This is a genomic window from Phyllobacterium sp. 0TCS1.6A, assembly GCF_026420825.1.
In the GTDB taxonomy this organism is placed as follows: domain Bacteria; phylum Pseudomonadota; class Alphaproteobacteria; order Rhizobiales; family Rhizobiaceae; genus Phyllobacterium.
Window position 1 is genome coordinate 205,024 of sequence record NZ_JAPMAB010000007.1, and the last position, 17,032, is coordinate 222,055.

16 protein-coding genes are annotated in these 17,032 nt (G+C 62.4%); 10 read left to right on the forward strand and 6 right to left on the reverse strand.

What is annotated here, in order from left to right; genetic code table 11:
* Nucleotides 1-97 precede the first annotated feature (97 nt).
* Nucleotides 98-1,072, reverse strand: a complete 975-nt coding sequence (gene cysK / locus OSJ75_RS16265; protein ID WP_250018129.1) for a cysteine synthase A — start codon at nucleotides 1,070-1,072, stop codon at nucleotides 98-100.
* Between the two features lie 139 nt (nucleotides 1,073-1,211).
* Complete coding sequence (locus OSJ75_RS16270; protein WP_250018315.1) at nucleotides 1,212-1,832, reverse strand: LysE family translocator; 621 nt, start codon at nucleotides 1,830-1,832, stop codon at nucleotides 1,212-1,214.
* A 234-nt stretch (nucleotides 1,833-2,066) separates the two neighbouring features.
* Here OSJ75_RS16270 and mbfA point away from each other — a divergent pair, with 234 nt between their 5' ends.
* Nucleotides 2,067-3,050: an iron exporter MbfA gene (gene mbfA / locus OSJ75_RS16275; RefSeq protein WP_250018127.1), complete on the forward strand. Its 984-nt coding sequence runs from the start codon at nucleotides 2,067-2,069 to the stop codon at nucleotides 3,048-3,050.
* A 6-nt stretch (nucleotides 3,051-3,056) separates the two neighbouring features.
* Here the strand turns inward: mbfA and OSJ75_RS16280 are convergent, their stop codons facing one another.
* Nucleotides 3,057-3,482 carry a PaaI family thioesterase gene (locus OSJ75_RS16280; protein WP_250018125.1) on the reverse strand — a complete coding sequence of 142 codons (426 nt, stop codon included), beginning with the start codon at nucleotides 3,480-3,482 and terminating at the stop codon, nucleotides 3,057-3,059.
* An 80-nt stretch (nucleotides 3,483-3,562) separates the two neighbouring features.
* Between OSJ75_RS16280 and OSJ75_RS16285 the strand changes: the two genes are divergently transcribed.
* The 7 genes from OSJ75_RS16285 to OSJ75_RS16315 all read left to right on the forward strand — a co-directional run bounded on the left by OSJ75_RS16285 (nucleotide 3,563) and on the right by OSJ75_RS16315 (nucleotide 8,907).
* Nucleotides 3,563-4,111, forward strand: a complete 549-nt coding sequence (locus tag OSJ75_RS16285; protein WP_250018123.1) for a hypothetical protein — start codon at nucleotides 3,563-3,565, stop codon at nucleotides 4,109-4,111.
* Between the two features lie 13 nt (nucleotides 4,112-4,124).
* Complete coding sequence (locus OSJ75_RS16290) at nucleotides 4,125-4,940, forward strand: enoyl-CoA hydratase (RefSeq protein WP_267228750.1); 816 nt, start codon at nucleotides 4,125-4,127, stop codon at nucleotides 4,938-4,940.
* Nucleotides 4,941-4,942: 2 nt separating this feature from the next.
* The gene (locus OSJ75_RS16295) at nucleotides 4,943-5,458 is read left to right on the forward strand and encodes a CoA-binding protein (protein WP_267228751.1); all 516 of its coding nucleotides are present in this window, start codon (nucleotides 4,943-4,945) and stop codon (nucleotides 5,456-5,458) included.
* A gap of 155 nt (nucleotides 5,459-5,613) precedes the next feature.
* A complete protein-coding gene (locus tag OSJ75_RS16300) occupies nucleotides 5,614-6,897 on the forward strand; it encodes an O-acetylhomoserine aminocarboxypropyltransferase (protein ID WP_267228752.1) in 1,284 nt (427 codons plus the stop codon).
* 3 nt (nucleotides 6,898-6,900) lie between these two features.
* The gene (locus tag OSJ75_RS16305; protein ID WP_250018116.1) at nucleotides 6,901-7,245 is read left to right on the forward strand and encodes a cupin domain-containing protein; all 345 of its coding nucleotides are present in this window, start codon (nucleotides 6,901-6,903) and stop codon (nucleotides 7,243-7,245) included.
* Between the two features lie 7 nt (nucleotides 7,246-7,252).
* Complete coding sequence (locus OSJ75_RS16310; RefSeq protein WP_267228753.1) at nucleotides 7,253-8,134, forward strand: alpha/beta hydrolase; 882 nt, start codon at nucleotides 7,253-7,255, stop codon at nucleotides 8,132-8,134.
* The gene (locus tag OSJ75_RS16315; protein ID WP_267228754.1) at nucleotides 8,131-8,907 is read left to right on the forward strand and encodes a 4'-phosphopantetheinyl transferase family protein; all 777 of its coding nucleotides are present in this window, start codon (nucleotides 8,131-8,133) and stop codon (nucleotides 8,905-8,907) included. Before OSJ75_RS16310 ends, OSJ75_RS16315 begins: the two co-directional genes overlap by 4 nt.
* On the opposite strand, the gene OSJ75_RS16320 is transcribed toward OSJ75_RS16315, so the two are convergent.
* From OSJ75_RS16320 to OSJ75_RS16330, 3 genes are read right to left on the reverse strand one after another with little or no spacing between them, the layout of a single operon-like run.
* The gene (locus OSJ75_RS16320; RefSeq protein WP_267228755.1) at nucleotides 8,901-10,241 is read right to left on the reverse strand and encodes a lysine N(6)-hydroxylase/L-ornithine N(5)-oxygenase family protein; all 1,341 of its coding nucleotides are present in this window, start codon (nucleotides 10,239-10,241) and stop codon (nucleotides 8,901-8,903) included. The two genes, OSJ75_RS16315 and OSJ75_RS16320, sit on opposite strands and share 7 nt — an antisense overlap.
* Nucleotides 10,241-14,236: a non-ribosomal peptide synthetase gene (locus OSJ75_RS16325; RefSeq protein WP_267228756.1), complete on the reverse strand. Its 3,996-nt coding sequence runs from the start codon at nucleotides 14,234-14,236 to the stop codon at nucleotides 10,241-10,243. Before OSJ75_RS16325 ends, OSJ75_RS16320 begins: the two co-directional genes overlap by 1 nt.
* 4 nt (nucleotides 14,237-14,240) lie before the next feature.
* Nucleotides 14,241-14,477: an MbtH family NRPS accessory protein gene (locus OSJ75_RS16330; RefSeq protein WP_267228757.1), complete on the reverse strand. Its 237-nt coding sequence runs from the start codon at nucleotides 14,475-14,477 to the stop codon at nucleotides 14,241-14,243.
* 192 nt (nucleotides 14,478-14,669) lie between these two features.
* Between OSJ75_RS16330 and OSJ75_RS16335 the strand changes: the two genes are divergently transcribed.
* A complete protein-coding gene (locus OSJ75_RS16335) occupies nucleotides 14,670-15,686 on the forward strand; it encodes a GNAT family N-acetyltransferase (RefSeq protein WP_267228758.1) in 1,017 nt (338 codons plus the stop codon).
* Between the two features lie 47 nt (nucleotides 15,687-15,733).
* Nucleotides 15,734-16,921, forward strand: coding sequence for a PLP-dependent transferase (locus tag OSJ75_RS16340; protein WP_267228759.1), 1,188 nt, complete (start codon nucleotides 15,734-15,736; stop codon nucleotides 16,919-16,921).
* Nucleotides 16,922-17,032 lie beyond the last annotated feature (111 nt).

Sequence of the window (17,032 nt, forward strand, 5' to 3'; positions counted from 1 at the left end):
GAAAAAAGGTATTATATTACCACAGAATCTCGACCTCATATCGCGTCGATCCCGCTGTGGAGGACCGGCTGGACGCCGGTCCCGCAATTCCAGCGTCTCAGGCATCGAGCCCGTCGAAGAGCGCCGTCGAAAGATAGCGCTCGGCGAAGGAAGGAATGATGATGACGATGTTCTTGCCCTTGTTTTCGGGCCGTTTGCCGATCTCGACGGCCGCAGTCAGCGCCGCACCCGAGGAGATGCCGACCGGTACGCCTTCGAGCCGGGCGACGAGCCGCGCATTGGCGAAGGCATCATCGTTCGAAACCTGGACCACCTCGTCATAGACATGGGTATCGAGCACGGAAGGCGCAAACCCGGCGCCGATGCCCTGGATCTTGTGCGGGCCGGGATTGCCGCCGGAGAGCACGGGCGAATCCTTCGGCTCGACGGCGATGATCCGCACTTCGGGCTTGCGCTGCTTGAGCACCTGTCCGACGCCGGTGATCGTGCCGCCGGTTCCTATCCCCGAAACCACGATATCGACGCTGCCATCCGTATCGTTCCATATCTCCTCAGCCGTGGTGCGGCGATGGATTTCGGGATTGGCGGGATTGTCGAACTGTCCGGGGATGATGGCGTCGTCGATGGTCTCGACGAGTTCGTTGGCCTTGGCGATCGCACCTTTCATTCCCTTGGCGCCTTCGGTGAGCACCAGTTCGGCGCCGAGCAGCTTCAACATCTTGCGCCGTTCGACCGACATGGTCTCCGGCATGGTGAGGATGAGCCTGTATCCCTTGGCGGCGGCCGCGAAGGCGAGGGCGATGCCGGTATTGCCCGATGTGGGCTCGACGAAGGTGGTCTTGCCGGGAGTTGCCTTGCCCTGTTCCTCGAGCGCCGTAATCAGCGCCACGCCGATGCGATCCTTGACGCTGGCAATCGGGTTGAAAAACTCGAGTTTTGCCAGGAGGTTGGCCTCGACGCCATGCTCCCTGGCAAATTTGTCCAACCGCACGAGCGGCGTATCGCCAATGGTATCGACGATGGAATTGTAGATACGCCCGCGGCCTGGCTTGCGCGATGTCTCGGTGCCCATGGACTTTTCTCCCGGAATGGATCTGAATTTCAGGCCGATCTTACGGGGCGAGTACGGGAATTCATAGCTGGGCTGATGCGCAAATCGACCCGGGTTGAGAATATTTCACCAGAATAGCGACTGGGAAGGAATTTTATTCTCAGTGCGCCCTGCCGGCGATGGCGAGGGCCGCACCCGCCATGAAAGCCGCCGCCGTCCGGTTCAGGCGTTTCAAGGCGCGCGGCGAGGCCAGCAGGCCGCGGGCCTTGGCCGCAAGTGCAAGGTAGGGCACGAGGACGATCAGCAGTACCGCGACGGTCAGCCCGACGAGGATCATGTAGTCCGTGACCGTGATGCTCTGCAGGTCGATCAGCGTCGGCGCCAGGGCAATATAGAACAGCATGGTTTTCGGATTGCCGAGCGTGATGGCGAGGCCGGCCAGTACGGAGGCGACCGCGCCTCCCTTGGCCTTGCGGGCCTGGATATGGGCCGGATTGATGCCGCTCGTCCACAGGCCCCAGGCAAGATAGGCGAGGTAGGCGACGCCTGCCCATTTGATGACGAGGAACAGGGTTCCGAATGTCTGCGCCACCACGGCGAGGCCGAGGATGACCGCCGTCAGGTAGCAGAGATCGCCGAGGACGAGGCCAAGCGACATATAGAGCGACGAGCGGAAGCCGGAGCCGAGCGCGCGGGCGACGAGCGCGGTGACTCCGGGGCCGGGAATGGCGGCGGCGATGGCGAGTGCACCCGAATAGGCGATGAAACCGGCAAGCGTCATGTTCCTGGTCCTGAAGCGCCGGAAGGCGCGGTTGAAGGCGCGCGAAACTACTGCGCTTCGCAATAGCTGTCCATGGGGGCTGTCCATGGCGGGGCTGTCCATGGGGGCATGGTGGGAGGGCGATGGGCCGCATTTGTGCATGCGGAGAATTATTGGAGAGCGTATGGTCCGGCACTTGAAATGGTTACTCGCATGACATAGTTTAGAATTATTCTAAAGTAAGGCAGTCCTCCCATGTTCAGTCGTTTCTTCGGTCATCGCCGCCATGATCTCGCGTCCCTTTCCGAGCAGCAGATTCTCGCGCTTGCCATCTCGTCGGAAGAGGACGATGCGCGCATCTATCTCGCTTACGCCGATGGGCTCAGGGAGCAATTCCCCAATAGCGCCAAGGTGTTCGAGGACATGGCTGCGGAGGAAAATCACCACCGCCAGAGCCTCATCGACCTGCACAGGGAGCGCTTCGGCGACCGCATACCGCTCATCCGGCGCGATCACGTCCGCGGCTACATGGAGCGCAAGCCCGATTGGCTGGTGCGGCCTCTGGGGATAGAACGTGTGCGGGCAATGGCCGAAAAGATGGAGGACGAAGCCTATCGCTTCTATGGCGCGGCGGCCGCGCTCGTCAGCGATGCCTCGACCCGGCGCCTGCTCGGCGATCTCGCGCTGGCGGAGAAGACGCATGAATCGCTGGCGCATCGCCTTGGCGAGATACATACGCCCGACGATGTGAAGCAGGTCGAGGACGAGACCGAAAAGCGCCAGTTCCTCCTGACCTATATCCAGCCCGGCCTCGCCGGATTGATGGACGGTTCGGTCTCGACGCTCGCGCCGATCTTCGCGGCGGCCTTCGCCACGCAGGATACGTGGCAGACCTTCCTCGTCGGCCTCTCGGCCTCGCTGGGTGCCGGCATATCGATGGGCTTTACCGAAGCCGCGCATGATGATGGCAGATTGTCCGGGCGCGGGTCGCCGCTCAAGCGCGGTCTCGCCAATGGCCTGATGACGGCGATTGGCGGCCTCGGCCACGCCTTGCCCTATCTCATCCCCGATTTCTGGACGGCGACCGCCCTGGCGGCGCTGGTGGTGTTCGTCGAATTGTGGGCCATCGCCTTCATCCAGCACCGCTACATGGAAACGCCGTTCTTCCGCGCGGCCATACAGGTGGTTCTCGGCGGCGGGCTGGTCCTTGCGACCGGCATTCTCATCGGCAGTTCCTGACGATCCTCAATCCTGCCGCGGCGGTATCGAATAGGTCGCCGTGGCGTGGGCCACCAGATCGCCGTCGGCGGTCATGGCGATCTCGACCACCGCGAGCCGCTTGCCGAGCTTCAGGATCGTCGCTTTGGCATCGACGGGACCGGGCGAGGGCTTGCGCAGGAAGTTGATGTTGAGATTTGTCGTGACGGCAAGGGCGACAGGGCCGATCTGGGCAAGGATCGCCATATAGGCGGTCACATCGGCCAGCGAAAACAGCGACGGTCCGGAAACGGTCCCGCCCGGCCGCAGATGCTTTTCGGATGGATCGAGCCGCATGCTGGCGAAGCCGTCGCCGGCATCCGTAACCGAAAATACCGGCCCGTCGGCATTGACCTGCGGAAACTCCGTCTGAAGGAAATAGGTGAGGGCCGCCACATCCATCATTGCCGCCATGGTTTCGCTTCCTTGCTGTTTTGTTTACGCTTTGACTGCTAGACTTGGTCCAAGCACGTCTTACAAGGATGGGGCCGTTTATGAAACCGCCAGGAATAATCGTAACCTCTCTGCTGGTCACCGTCGGCTATGCCGGCCTGTTCGCCGCGCGGCCGGATCTGCCGCCACCGCCGGTGATCGAGCAATATACCTTGCCGCAACGCTCCGTAGCGCTGGACGAGGCTACGATCCGGCGCTTCCTCTACGGCTACGCACCCGTTGCCGCCACCCTGCGCGAACTCGAGGACGAGGGCGATGCCTCGGCACGCATCAGCGCATTGGACGCGAAGGCAAGCGAGGTCGGTTTCGCCAGTTTCCGGGACTGGGCGGATATAGCGACGACCATCATGGTCACCTACAACTGGGCCGTAAATCCCGAGCCCGCGCGGGAAGTCGACAAGGTAGTTACCTATGTGACCAAAATGTCCGAGCCCTCGGACAGCGAGAAGGCGGCGATGATTTCGGGCCTCAGGACCGGCCTGTCGCGGGTCAGCAATGCGAAGCCTTCCGCCGCCAACCTCGCGGTGGTCCGGCGTCATCTTCGCACCTTGAAGCCGATCTACAATCAGTGGAAGCCGCAGGAATCCTAGCCTGGAGCGAGAAATGGTAGAACTTTACGCGATCCGCAACGAGACGCCGGTGATCGGCCATGCCAACGAAGCGGGCGTATTGCGGCTGACGATGCAGAACGCGCCGGCGAACGCGCTTTCCGTCCACATGATGGAGGTTTTGCTGGAGCAGCTGCAGTCAGCGCGCCTGGACAAGGCCGTCAGGGTCGTCCTGATCGATTCCGGCCTCAAGCTGTTCTCCGCCGGCCACGATCTGAAGGAACTGACCGCCCATCGCAAGGATCCGGACCGGGGACGCGGTTTCTTCGACACGACGATGCGCCTTTGCGCCAGCCTGATGCAGGAGATCGTCACCCATCCGAAGCCGGTTATCGCCGCAGTCGGTGGTCTCGCGACGGCTGCCGGCTGCCAGTTGGTGGCCTCCTGCGACCTCGCAATCGCATCCGACAAGGCGACTTTCTGCACGCCGGGCGTCAATATCGGCCTGTTCTGCTCGACGCCCATGGTCGCATTGTCGCGAAACCTCTCGAGGAAGCATGCAATGGAAATGCTGCTGACCGGTGAGACGATCGATGCCAGCACGGCGCGCGAATTCGGCCTGATCAACCGGGTCGTGCCCGAGGAGTACCTTAGCCAGATTGCGATGAAATACGCGCAAACCATTGCTTCCAAATCATCTTTGACGGTGAAGATCGGCAAGGAAGCCTTCTATCGGCAGGCGGAGATGCCATTGTCGCAAGCCTATGAATATGCGGCTGGGGTCATGGTCGAGAACATGCTGGCGAAGGATGCCGAAGAGGGTATCGGCGCCTTCATCGAGAAGCGCGTACCGCAGTGGAAAGACGAGTAGACATGGACCACGATCATTACAGCGACGACTACATCCGCGACATATTGAGCTCGGTCAAAACGATCGCCATGGTGGGCGCTTCCGCCAACGAGGTGCGGCCGAGCTATTTCGTCATGAAATACCTGCTTTCCAAGGGCTATCGCGTCATCCCGGTCAATCCGGGGCAGGCGGGCAAGGAGATACTCGGCCAGCGCACTTTTGCGCGGCTCGCGGATATGGACGAGGCCGTCGACATGGTCGATGTGTTCCGGGCTTCGAACATGCTCCCCGGCATCGTCGACGAAGTGCTGCAGATGAAACCCCTGCCGGCGGTCATCTGGACCCAGCTGACGGTGCGCCATGACGAAGCGGCGCGCAAGGCGGAGGCGGCGGGCATCCGCGTCGTCATGGATCGCTGCCCGAAGATCGAATATGCGCGGCTGTGCGGCGAGATCGGCTGGAATGGCGTGAATTCGCGCGTGATATCCGCAAGGAAGCCGCTCTTGCGCAAGGGTTTCCAGAGTTTCGGCCTAAAATAGGCAAAACGGGCGCCTTTTCGCCCGCATATTCCGCAACTTCGGCAAGTTTGCGGGATCGGTTTCGACAAATGAATACTCCTTGGCAATTCTTTGCTTGGCGATGCCCCGCCTATCGCCTAGCGTGAGCCCGCAATTGCCCTGGAGGAAGATCAGACATGCCCAATCGTGCACCCGGAATAGAGACACTGGCCGTCCATGCAGGCGCGCAGCCCGACCCAGCGACCGGGGCGCGCGCGACGCCGATCTACCAGACCACGGCTTTCGTTTTCGACGATGCGGACCATGCTGCATCGCTGTTCGGGCTGAAGGCATTCGGCAATATCTACACGCGCATCACCAACCCGACCAATGCCGTGCTGGAGGAACGTGTCGCCGCGCTCGAAGGTGGAACGGCTGCATTGGCGGTTGCGTCCGGACATGCGGCGCAACTCCTCGTCTTTCACACGCTCATGCAGCCCGGTGCCAATTTCGTCGCTTCCAACCGGCTCTATGGCGGCTCCATCAACCAGTTCGGCCAGTCGTTCAAATCCTTCGACTGGCATGTGCGCTGGGCCGACGGCACCGATCCGGCGGCCTTCGAGGCGCAGATCGACGACAGGACGCGCGCCATCTTCATCGAGAGCTTCGCTAATCCCGGCGGCATCGTCAGCGATATCGCCGCCATCGCCGATATCGCCCACCGTCACGGCATTCCGCTCATCGTGGACAATACGCTGGCCTCGCCCTACCTCATCCGGCCGATCGAGCATGGCGCCGATATCATCGTTCATTCCGCCACGAAATTCCTCGGCGGCCATGGAAATTCGATGGGTGGCATCATCGTCGATTGCGGCACCTTCGATTGGACCAAATCGGGCAATTATCCGCTGCTTTCCGAGCCGCGCGCCGAATATAACGGCATCGTCCTGCACGAAACATTCGGCAATTTCGCCTTCGCCATAGCCTGCCGGGTGCTGGGTCTGCGCGATCTCGGCCCGGCGCTGTCGCCATTCAACGCGTTCCAGATCGCCACCGGCATCGAAACGCTGCCGCTGCGCATGCAGCGCCACTCGGACAATGCGCTCGAGACCGCAAAATTCCTGAAAGGCCACGACAAGGTCGGCTGGGTCAGCTATGCCGGCCTGCCGGACGATCCATTCAACAGCCTGCAGCGCAAATACGCGCCGCGGGGCGCCGGCTCGGTGTTCACCTTCGGCCTCAAGGGTGGCTATGATGCCGGCGTGAAACTGGTGGAGAGCCTCGAATTGTTCTCGCACCTCGCCAATATCGGCGATACAAAATCACTGGTGATCCATCCCGCCTCGACCACGCATCGGCAATTGCGCGACGAACAGAAGATAGCAGCGGGGGCAGGGCCTGACGTGGTCCGCCTTTCGATCGGTATCGAAAGCGTCGAGGACATCATTGCCGATCTGGAGCAGGCGCTTGCCAAGGTGTAGACCGTGTCGCAATTCGTAAAGATCGAACTAGGAGGCATCGAGCCCGAGCATGGGGCACCCCAGCCGGACCGGATCATTTCGGGCGACCCGCAGTTCCGTACCTGGAACTGCGAGGAGGCCGAGGGCAATCTCTATGCCGGCATCTGGGAAGCGACGCCGGGCAAGTGGAAGATCGCCTATGACGAGTGGGAGTTCTGCCATATCCTTTCGGGCCGGTCGGTCATTACGGAAGAGGGCGGCAGCGAACATCACATCGGCGCGGGCGACAGTTTCGTCCTGCGCCCCGGCTTTCGCGGCACGTGGGAAGTGATCGAGACGACCCGCAAGGAATATGTGATCAGGCTCTAGTGACCCCATGACCTTCCATAACAGTTCCAATGCCCTGGTCGGCAATACGACCTTTCACGATCTGGTATCCGGCGGCAACGGCCAGACCTACCGCGTTTTCGTCTATCGGCCGCCCGGCGAGGCGCCGGAGCACGGCTGGCCGATCCTCTATATGACCGACGGCAATGCCGTGATCGGAACGGCGGTGGATGCGATGCGCGCGCAGGCGAGCTATCCGGGCGGTACCAATGTCTCGCATGGCATCATCGTCAGCATCGGCTATCCGACCGACGCGGCCTATGATCCGCTTCGCCGATCCTGGGACCTCGGCCCACCGCCCGGCAAGACCTATCCCCCGTTCTTCGCGAACACGCCGGAAGTGCGGACTGGTGGCGCCGAGGCGTTTCTGAGCTTCGTCGAGGGCCAGGTAAAGCCTCTCGTCGAGGCCGAGCTGCCTGTCGATCCGGAGCGCCAGGCGCTGTTCGGTCATTCGTTCGGCGGCCTGTTCGTGCTCTATGCGCTGTTCACGCGCCCGGCCTCGTTCTCGACCTGGCTCGCCGCCAGCCCGTCGATCTACTGGGAGGATCGCGCCATCAACGCCTTCTTCGCGCAATTCAGCGCCAATCCGGCAACGCGGCAAGGCGCGCGTCTCCATCTTTCCTGCGGTGAATACGAGACTGACCGACTGGCGCCGTTCCACAAGGGAGCGGCAGATGAGGCCGAACGGATCGAGAAGCTGAAGGTCGCGCGCACCGATCACTATGCTTTCGAGATGGCCGAGCGGCTTCATGCGCTGCCGAACCGCCCGATCGCGGTGGACGTCGAGATTCATCCCGGCGAAAACCATATGTCGCTGCTGCCGGTCGCAGTGAACCGTGCCGTTCAGCGCGCCTTCGCGATTCGAAAGTGATATCCGCGCACCGTCTGCCGTTCCAGTCTGGCCCGATCACGGAAGCGGAAGGACCCGCGCCGCGGCCCGGTGTCGAGTTCTGCTGGTGGGATTTTGCCGACCGCGCGGTGGACTGGAAACGCATCGGTTCGAAGCTTGCGGATGACGAGCGCCAGCGCGCCGCCGGATTTCATTTCGACAAGGACAGGAATGCCTTCATTGCCGGCCGCTACCTGCAGCGACTTGTATTGTCGGAGCTGACCGGGCTTGCCCTCGTCGACATTCCGATCGAGCAGGAGCCGGGGGGCAAACCCTATCTCGCCAAGCGGCAAGGCGGCGAGAGGATCGCCTTCAATCTGAGCAACATGAGCGGGCTCGTGGTCTTCGCGGCCAGTGCGGATTGCACGCATGTCGGCGTCGATGCCGAGCGCCGCGATGCCGTGCTTGAGCGCGATATGATGGATGCGTTCTGTTCGCCGAGAGAGCGGAGCATGGTCGAAGCGCTGGACGGGGCGGCGGCGCATCAGACGCTGCTGGCGCTCTGGGTGCTGAAGGAAAGCTTCCTGAAAGCCACGGGCGAGGGGCTCGGCGGCGTCGTTCCCGCGAAGATCGAGGTTTCCTGGACGGCGGATGGGTCGATCCGCATCATCCATCCGGGCCGCAGCGACCAGCCGCAATGGCATCACCGGCTGGTGCTCCTGGACAATTGTCTCGCCGCAATATCGGCGCGAACCGATGGGGCGGCGCCGCAATTCTTCTCGCGGCGGCTGCCCGATCCCTTGGCTGATCAATAATCCACTGCGATGGGCTGGCTCGCCGTGTCATGACCGCTGGACAGCCAGTTGATCTGCGAATCGTGCGGTTCGAGATCGAAATGCTGACGTCCCAGCAATGTGTTGACGATATGAGCGCTGCGCCACGCCATCAGGCTCAGCTGCGAATCCGCAATTCCGTGGCTATAGCGCCCGGCATTCTGCGCCATGATGCGATTGTGCTTGGGGCCGGTCCAGGCGAGGCTGTAATCGTCCTGCAGGACGGGACGGCCATGGCGATCGAACTGCATGCGGTCCTGCAACGGCTCCACGGCTCGAGGCAGGCGGAACTGGTAGCCCGTCGCAAGGATGATCGCATCGGCATGCGCCACCTCGACGCCGCCATCGAAGCGGTTGCGGATAATGAGGCGGTAGCCCTCCTTGGCCGGTTCCAGCTGGATCACGTCGCGGCCCGGCGACAATTTGGCATCGATCTCGCGATGTTCCAGATAGCGCAGGCTGTAGAGCCGCCGATAGATGGAATTTATCGTTGACAGGGAAAGCCCGTCGCTGGTCAGGATCGACGTTTTCAGCGCCTCCAGCTTCTGGTCGTGGTTCAGATTGAGGAAGGCGTAGACATATTCGGGCGAAAAGACCTGGTTGGAAAAGGCTGTATCGTTGATCGGTTCGAAATTGTGCCTGCGACTGAACCAGTTCAGTTCCTTCAGGCCGGGCTTGGCGTTAAGCAGGGCCTCCACGACCTCGCCGCCGCTTTGTCCGCCGCCGATCACCGCGACGCGCGCGACATCGAGGTCGGGCAGGCGATATCTGGCCTCGGAATTGTGAAAGCAGCGCTCGCCAAGGAACGGCGCCGCCCACGCTGGCACGAATGGCGTGGTGCCGGTGCCGAGGACGATATTCCTCGCCCGCGCGCTGCCCTGGTCGAACAGCAGCACGAACTGGTCGCGCTCATGCTTCACCTCGCGCACCTCGCTGCCGAATGCCAGATTGGGCAGCCGGCCGGCGACCCAGGACAGGTATTGCGCGAATTCACGCCGCGGCACGGCATCGTAATGCGCGTTGAGGAACGCATAGAGCCGCTTATGCGCAACCAGATAGGAGACGAAGGACCAAGGGCTGGTAGGAACCACCGGCGTGACGAGGTCCTTCAGGTAGGAGGATTGCAGCTCGACATCCGGCAGCATCATGCCGGGATGCCAGTCGAACTCCGCCCGGCTTTCGAAGAAGCGGGACTTGATGCCCTCCACACCATCGAGGATGGATGCGAGGCTCAGATTGGACGGCCCTATGCCGATACCTGCGAGGTCGAGGACCTCTTCGGCCAGGCGGTCGTTTCCGGCGAAGATCGTCGTCATTAGCGTACCTTTCCGTGCTCTTTCGACAGGTTCTGGAATGCTTCCTCCAGCCGGTGGGACAGGCGGCTGTGGAATGCCTGCGAGCCGATGACATGCAAATGGTTGGTGCCGGAGATGATCTCGGCGGGATTGGCGCGCGGCGAATAGCGCCGCCAATCGATGAGGTTGAGGCCCCGGTTGAGGCTGTCGTCGGCGGCCCAGGAATGGATTGGCACGTCATGCGGCTTGAGTTCGTGCCGCCGGAAGATCAACGCATTGTCGATGAGGATCCAGAACGTATGTTCGCGGCTGCTGATATCCGGCCCGTCGGTCGGCAGCTCATCCTTTTCGTCGCCGACGAAGCGCAGGAACTGGTCATAGGTATCCGCGTCCATCACGCCGAGCAGCCGGTCCCATTCCGCGCGCATGGCGGTCCGCGCCAGCCATTGCTGCACGGTTGCATGAAGGTGGTCGCGCTCGCCGGGCTTGAAGCGGGGCTTGGCGCCGATGGCGAATTCGGTGCCGAGATCGCAGACATCGACCATGGTGATCAGCCTCAGGTCGATATCGTTTCCAAGCCTGCGCGCTGCTTCATAGGCGAGCAGGCCACCCCATGACCAGCCGAGGAAATAGCAGGGTTGGCCGGCACTGGTGCGGCGGATGTAATCGACATAGCTTTCGATGATTTCGTCGACCGAGGCGCCGATCTCCTTCTTTTCCGACAGCGAATAGCAGATGAAGCCTGTCGCCGGCTGGTCGGGACCGAGATAGTCGACCAGCCTGACATATTCGCGGGTGCTGACGAGCAGGCCGGGAAAGCAATAGAGTATCGGCCTTGTGCCTGAAGCCCGCAGGACGATGACTTCGCTCCCCGCCTTGCCGTCCTCGCGCTCGAGGACGGCCGCAAATGAACGGATGGTCGGATTGTTGAAGAGGTCGGCGATGGTCGCCGGGGTCTGCGGCTTCTGCCGGCGCAGCGCCGACAGGATGCGGATCGCGCCGAGGGAGTTTCCGCCAATGGCGAAGAAATTGTCCTCGACGCTGATCGGATCGACATTGAGGATCTCTCGCCAGATGTCGAGTATCTCCTCCTCCAATGCGGTGGCAGGCATCACGATCTGCCGTTGCACAGGGGCCGGCGCGGGAAGCGCGAAACGGTCGAGCTTGCTGTTCGGGTTGATGGGCATGGCGGCCAGAGGCATGATCGCCGACGGCACCATATAGGCCGGAAGCGCCCGTTCGAGCGCGGCCGAGAGAGCGGGAATATCGATGTCCGCGCCCTGTTTGGCAACGACATAGGCGACGAGCATCTTCTGCTGCGTCGCTTCGTCGTCGCGCAGTACCACCAGCGCCTCGCCGACGGACCGGTCCTGCAACAGCGCCGCTTCGATCTCGCCGAGTTCGATGCGATAGCCCCTGAGCTTGACCTGGTGATCGACGCGTCCGACGAATTCGACCGTGCCGTCTTCGCGCCAGCGTGTCAGGTCGCCCGAACGGTACAGGCGGCCGCCTTCGTTCGAAAACGGGTCGGGAATGAAGCGGTCGGCGGTAATGTCGGCCTTGCCGATATAGCCCCGCGCGACGCCTTCGCCGCCGATATAGAGTTCGCCGGTGACGCCGATCGGGCATGGATTGAGGTCGGGATCGAGCACATAGACGCGGCGATTGCCGACGGCACGGCCGATGGGCGCATAGGTGCCCTCGAATTTCTCGCCGGCCCGGACCTTCCAGACCATCGGCGTCATGATCGTTTCGGTCGGCCCGTAGCCATTGATCAGCCATTCGGATTTGAGCGCCGTGGACAGAAGGTCGAATGTCTGCTGCGCCAGGCCCTCGCCGCCGAAGGAATAGAGCCGCATCGGCGGAGCGCTGTCCGTGGCGTCGGCCCATTCCGCCAGTTGCTGCAGATAGGTCGTCGGAATGCTGGCATTGTTGGCGCCATGCTTGCGCATCGCGGTCAATGTCTCCTCCGGCGTCCAGAGCGGCTGATCGGGAAGGATGATGCTGCCGCCTTCCATGAGCGGGTTCATCCATCTTTCATGGCCGCCATCCGAGCTGAACGGCAGAAACGGCAATTCGCGTGAAATCTCGCTCATGCCGTAGACGCGCGAGGTGTTCTGGATGTGATGCGTCAGCGGCCCATGCTCGACGGCGACGCCCTTCGGCAGGCCGGTGGAGCCCGACGTATACATGATATAGGCAAGCTGGTCCTTGTGGATCGCCACGTCCGGCGGCGTGATCGGCTCGCCGGACAGGTCGAGCCGGTCGAGCTCTAGGATGATCGCATCGAGACCGTCGGGAATACGGTCGAGCAACCAGCTGTTGGTGAGTATCACCTTGACGCCGCCATCGCGCAGGATGTGATGGTTGCGGCTCGTCGGGTGATCCGGCTCCACCGGTATGTAGGCGCCGCCTGCCTTGAGCGTGGCGAGTATGCCCATGATCGCCTCCGGCGAGCGCTTCACGGCAATCGCGACGCTGACATCGGCGCCGACGCCAAGCCTCAAGAGGTGATGCGCCAGCCGGTTCGCGCTCTGTTCAAGACGGCCATGCGTCCAGATTTCGTCGCCATGGATGATCGCCGTCCGCTCCGGATCCTGCCGGGCGTGGGCGGAGATGTGGTCATGGACCGGCCTGTCATCATTGACGCCGTCATCCGCATAGGGGGCGGACAGAACCGCGATCTCGTCATTGGAAACGAGTGCGATATCCTTGATGCGCACCGTATCGGCGGCGATCGCCTGGGCGAGGATGCGCTCGAAATGTAGCGCCGCACGCTCGATCAGTTCCGGCTGGTAGATGCCGTCCGCATAGTCGAACAACGCCTCGATCCCGCCGCCGGAACCGGGCGTTGCGACAAGCGCCAGTTCCACATCTGAGCGGACCGCCGGGGCCGCATCGTCAGTGGCGAGTGCGGACGGCGCCGGCCTTGGCCGGAACTCGAACAGCGATTTGACGAAAGCATCCTGCTCGCGCTCCTCATGCGCCTGGATTTCCTGGATCAGGCGCTCGAATGGAACGATGTTCCGGATGGCGTCGGCAACGGCTGATCGAAGCGCGGTGCAGACTTCGAGAATGGTCATGCGCGACGACAGCTCCAGTCGAAGCGGCAGGATCTGTTCGGTTCGGGCGATGCTGCGGGTCTGCCCGGCCAGCAAAGTGCCAAGCAGCGGCGAATAATTGCCGCCGCAGCGCGCGAGCAGAATGGCGAAGGCGGCCATGAGGATTTGGTCCGGGCCAAGTGCATGGCGGCGCGCGAAATCCTTGGTGGCACCCCAGAGGGCCTCATCGATGGCGAAGCGCAGGTGGTGGCGGGCGGCGCCGGCATAGCTCGTGGCATTGAAGCGCGTCGGCAGGGTGGCTGCGCTATATTCCTCGCCGATCGTCTGGCGCCAATATTGCAGCGATGCGGCAAGTTCCGCCGTTTCAAGATAGCGCTCTTCCGCAGCGCCGCGGGCGAGGAAATCACCGGCGACAACGGGCAGTTCCTGGCCTGCCACGCAAGCGATCAGGTCCTCGCGCAGCGTGGCTGCCGCACCGCAGTCGCAGACGATCGGGTGCAGGACAAGTGTCGACACCAGGCCGTTTTCGGCCATGACAAGCTGGAAGCGCGAGGCGGAACCGTTGAGCAGGTCGAAAGCCCGTGCGGCAAAGGCTGCCGCCGCGTCTTCCACCTCGCGCCCCCGCAGCGGGTTGCTTTCGCTGCCAAGGATTTCCATCGGTGGTTGCACATCCGCCGGCGCGGAGAGTTCGATGCGCCCGCCGGCAAAGCGGTGGAAACGGACGCGCAAGGCGTCATGCCGCGCCGCCAGCGTGGCGAGCGCAGCTTGCAATTGATCGAGCCTGACCTTGGGGCTCCAGCGCAGAGTGAGGATTTGCGGCGGGAAGACCGTGTTGTTGCCGATCTGGTGCAGCGACCAGATCCGCTTCTGGGCAAGGGTGAGGGGATGGCTGTCGGGTGCAGACGTCAAGGCGATCGACTGATCCGCATGCGGCTGGGTGAATGGCTTGTTCATGATGTCATCGCTCGATTTGCGGCGCGGATGGCGCGGCATTTGCCATGGCTTGGCGCAGGCCAAGCGGCCGGGGGTCCACCCAGATCCGCTTGATCTCGGCCAGGCATTCGTCACGGCTGCCGCTGAACTCCACGAAGGTCCAGCCGACGGGCAGCGGCTTGTCGTTAGACCACACGGAATAGCGGTGTTCCTGATCGCGGACGATGCTCCAGATCTCTGGCAGCGTCTCGGCATTGGGCATGGTGGTTGCTCCTTGAAGCGTAAGACCTGCCTCAAAGACGGATCACCCCGGCGGCGATTTAGGCGGTAGTGAAGAAATTTTTCGGACGGAGACTAAATTGCGCGCCGCCCGCTTCGTCACTCTGGCAACTGCCGCACATGCGGCTTTCTGGCAATGCCGCATGTGCGGCTTTCAGCGAATGCGGGAGTACTCATGACCGTTCAGACGAAAATTGCAGCCGTTGCCGACGCCGAGATATCGTCGCGCAGTTCCAGCTTCCTCCGATCCGCGAGCGAGCAAGGGACGGGCGAGCTGCTGCTATCGACGACCGCCGGCGTGCATCGCCTACCTATCGATAGGCAGGCGCATGGCGTTTCGGTCCAGCTGCCGGATATCGAAGCACAGGCGGCGGAAATCATTGCCGCTGCAGCAGTCGAATATCTTTCGGCGCAGTCGCGCGAGATCGAGGCCGTCGAGCTGCATGATCTGCCGATCGGCCATTTCGGTCTCCGCTCCGGCGACAGGGTGCTGGTCGATCCGCGCGCGTTCTGGCAATGGCCGAACCCATGGATCGCCGAGCCGGGCTATCCGCATCCGCAGCTCCATGTGTTGAGCAATGGCCGTTACCACCCGAAGCGGCCGCCCAAGCCCGCAGGTACGGTCTATGAACGCTACATTCCTTGGCTCGGGCAGAGAATTTCGTTCCGCGTGGCCGAGCCGGAGGCGGATGCCCCGCATTTTCATCGCTGGATGAATGACGAAACGGTCAATGTCGTCTGGGAGGATGGCGGAACGCTGGAAAAGCACCGGGCGATATTGCGGGAGCGCCATGACGACCCGCATGTCCTCGCCCTGATCGGCTGTTTCGATGATGTGCCATTCGGCTATTTCGAGGTCTATTGGGCCAAGGAAAACCGTCTCGGACCCTATTATGACGCGCAGGACTACGACCGCGGCTGGCATGTCGCAGTCGGCGAGCCGGATTTTCGCGGCAGGAAATGGCTGACGGCATGGCTGCCGTCGCTGATGCACTTCATCTTTCTCGACGAGCCGCGAACGCAGCGCATCGTCGGCGAGCCGCGGGCCACGCACGAGCAGCAGATCAGAAATCTCGACCGCTCCGGCTTTGCCAAGGTCAAGCAGTTCGACTTTCCGCATAAGCGCGCCATGCTGGTCATGCTGACGCGCGAGCGGTTCTTCGGCGACAGGCTCTGGGTTCCCGCATCCTGATCCCGTTTGCCCAACCCGTTGCAAATTCATCCGCACCCGAGGACGCCATGAACAAATCCATCCCGCCCCGTGAATTCGGCCCGTCGGCAATGCCGGACGATCTCATATCGCCCGTCGACGAGGCGGCCTTCAACGCCGTGTCGCCGCCCATCTTCCAGACTTCGCTGTTCACCTATGACAGCTATGAAGCGATGGAGGATGTCTTCGCCGGGCGCAGCCGGAACTACATATATTCGCGCGGCGACAATCCGACCGTGCGCGAATTCGAACTCCTGACGGCGCGCCTCGAAGGCACCGAGGACGGGCGCGGCTTTTCGAGCGGTACGGCCGCGATCACCGCGACGATCCTGGCATTCGTCGAGGCAGGGGACCGCGTCGTTGCCGTCAGGCATCTCTACAACGATGTCTATCGCCTGCTGGTCAAGCTGATGAGCAGGTTCGGCGTGGCGGTCGATTTCGTCGATCCGTCCGACCATGACGAGGTGAGGGCGGCCTTGCGGGGCGCCAAGCTGCTCTATCTGGAAAACCCGACCTCCATGGTCTTCGAACTGCAGGACATCGAGGCGCTTGCCGCCATGGCTCGCGAAGAGGGCGTGGTGTCGATCATCGACAATTCCTGGGCGACGCCGCTTTACCAGAAGCCGATCAGCCACGGCGTCGATATCGTCATCCATGCCGCATCGAAATATCTGGGCGGTCACAGCGATACGGTGGCGGGCGTCGTGGTCGGCCCGCGCGAGCTCATCGCGAAGATCAACAGCTCGACCTATCCCTATATCGGCGCCAAACTGTCGCCATTCGAGGCCTGGCTGCTCCTGCGCGGCATGCGGACGCTGCGGGTCAGGTTGAAGGAACATATGAACAGCGGCCTGCTGCTGGCCAAACAGCTTCGCGCGCACGGGGACATCGCGCTTGTGCGCCATCCGGCATTTTCCGACCATCCGGGCGCGAAGACGCTGACGGGCTATGGCGGTCTCTTCGCGTTCGATGTCAATCCGGACATCGACATTGCCCGCTTCGTCAACGGACTGCGGCACATACGGCTTGGCGTGAGCTGGGGCGGGCCCGAGACGCTCGTCGTCCCGGCCAAGGCGGCGCTGCAGATCCCGGACCGGGCGACCTCCTTCATCCATTTCGGCGTTAGCCCTCAGACCATCCGCATCACGGCGGGGCTGGAAGATCCGGACATGCTGTGGACGGACATCCAGCAGGCGCTGGAGTCGGCGCGGCTCTGATCCTTGCCGCGGATGGTCAGGGCCGCGAATAAATCCGAAACAGCCCTTGACTTCAATAACATGAATTAACTACTCATGTTTTAATTTGAGAATCCTAGTCAAGTTTTTATT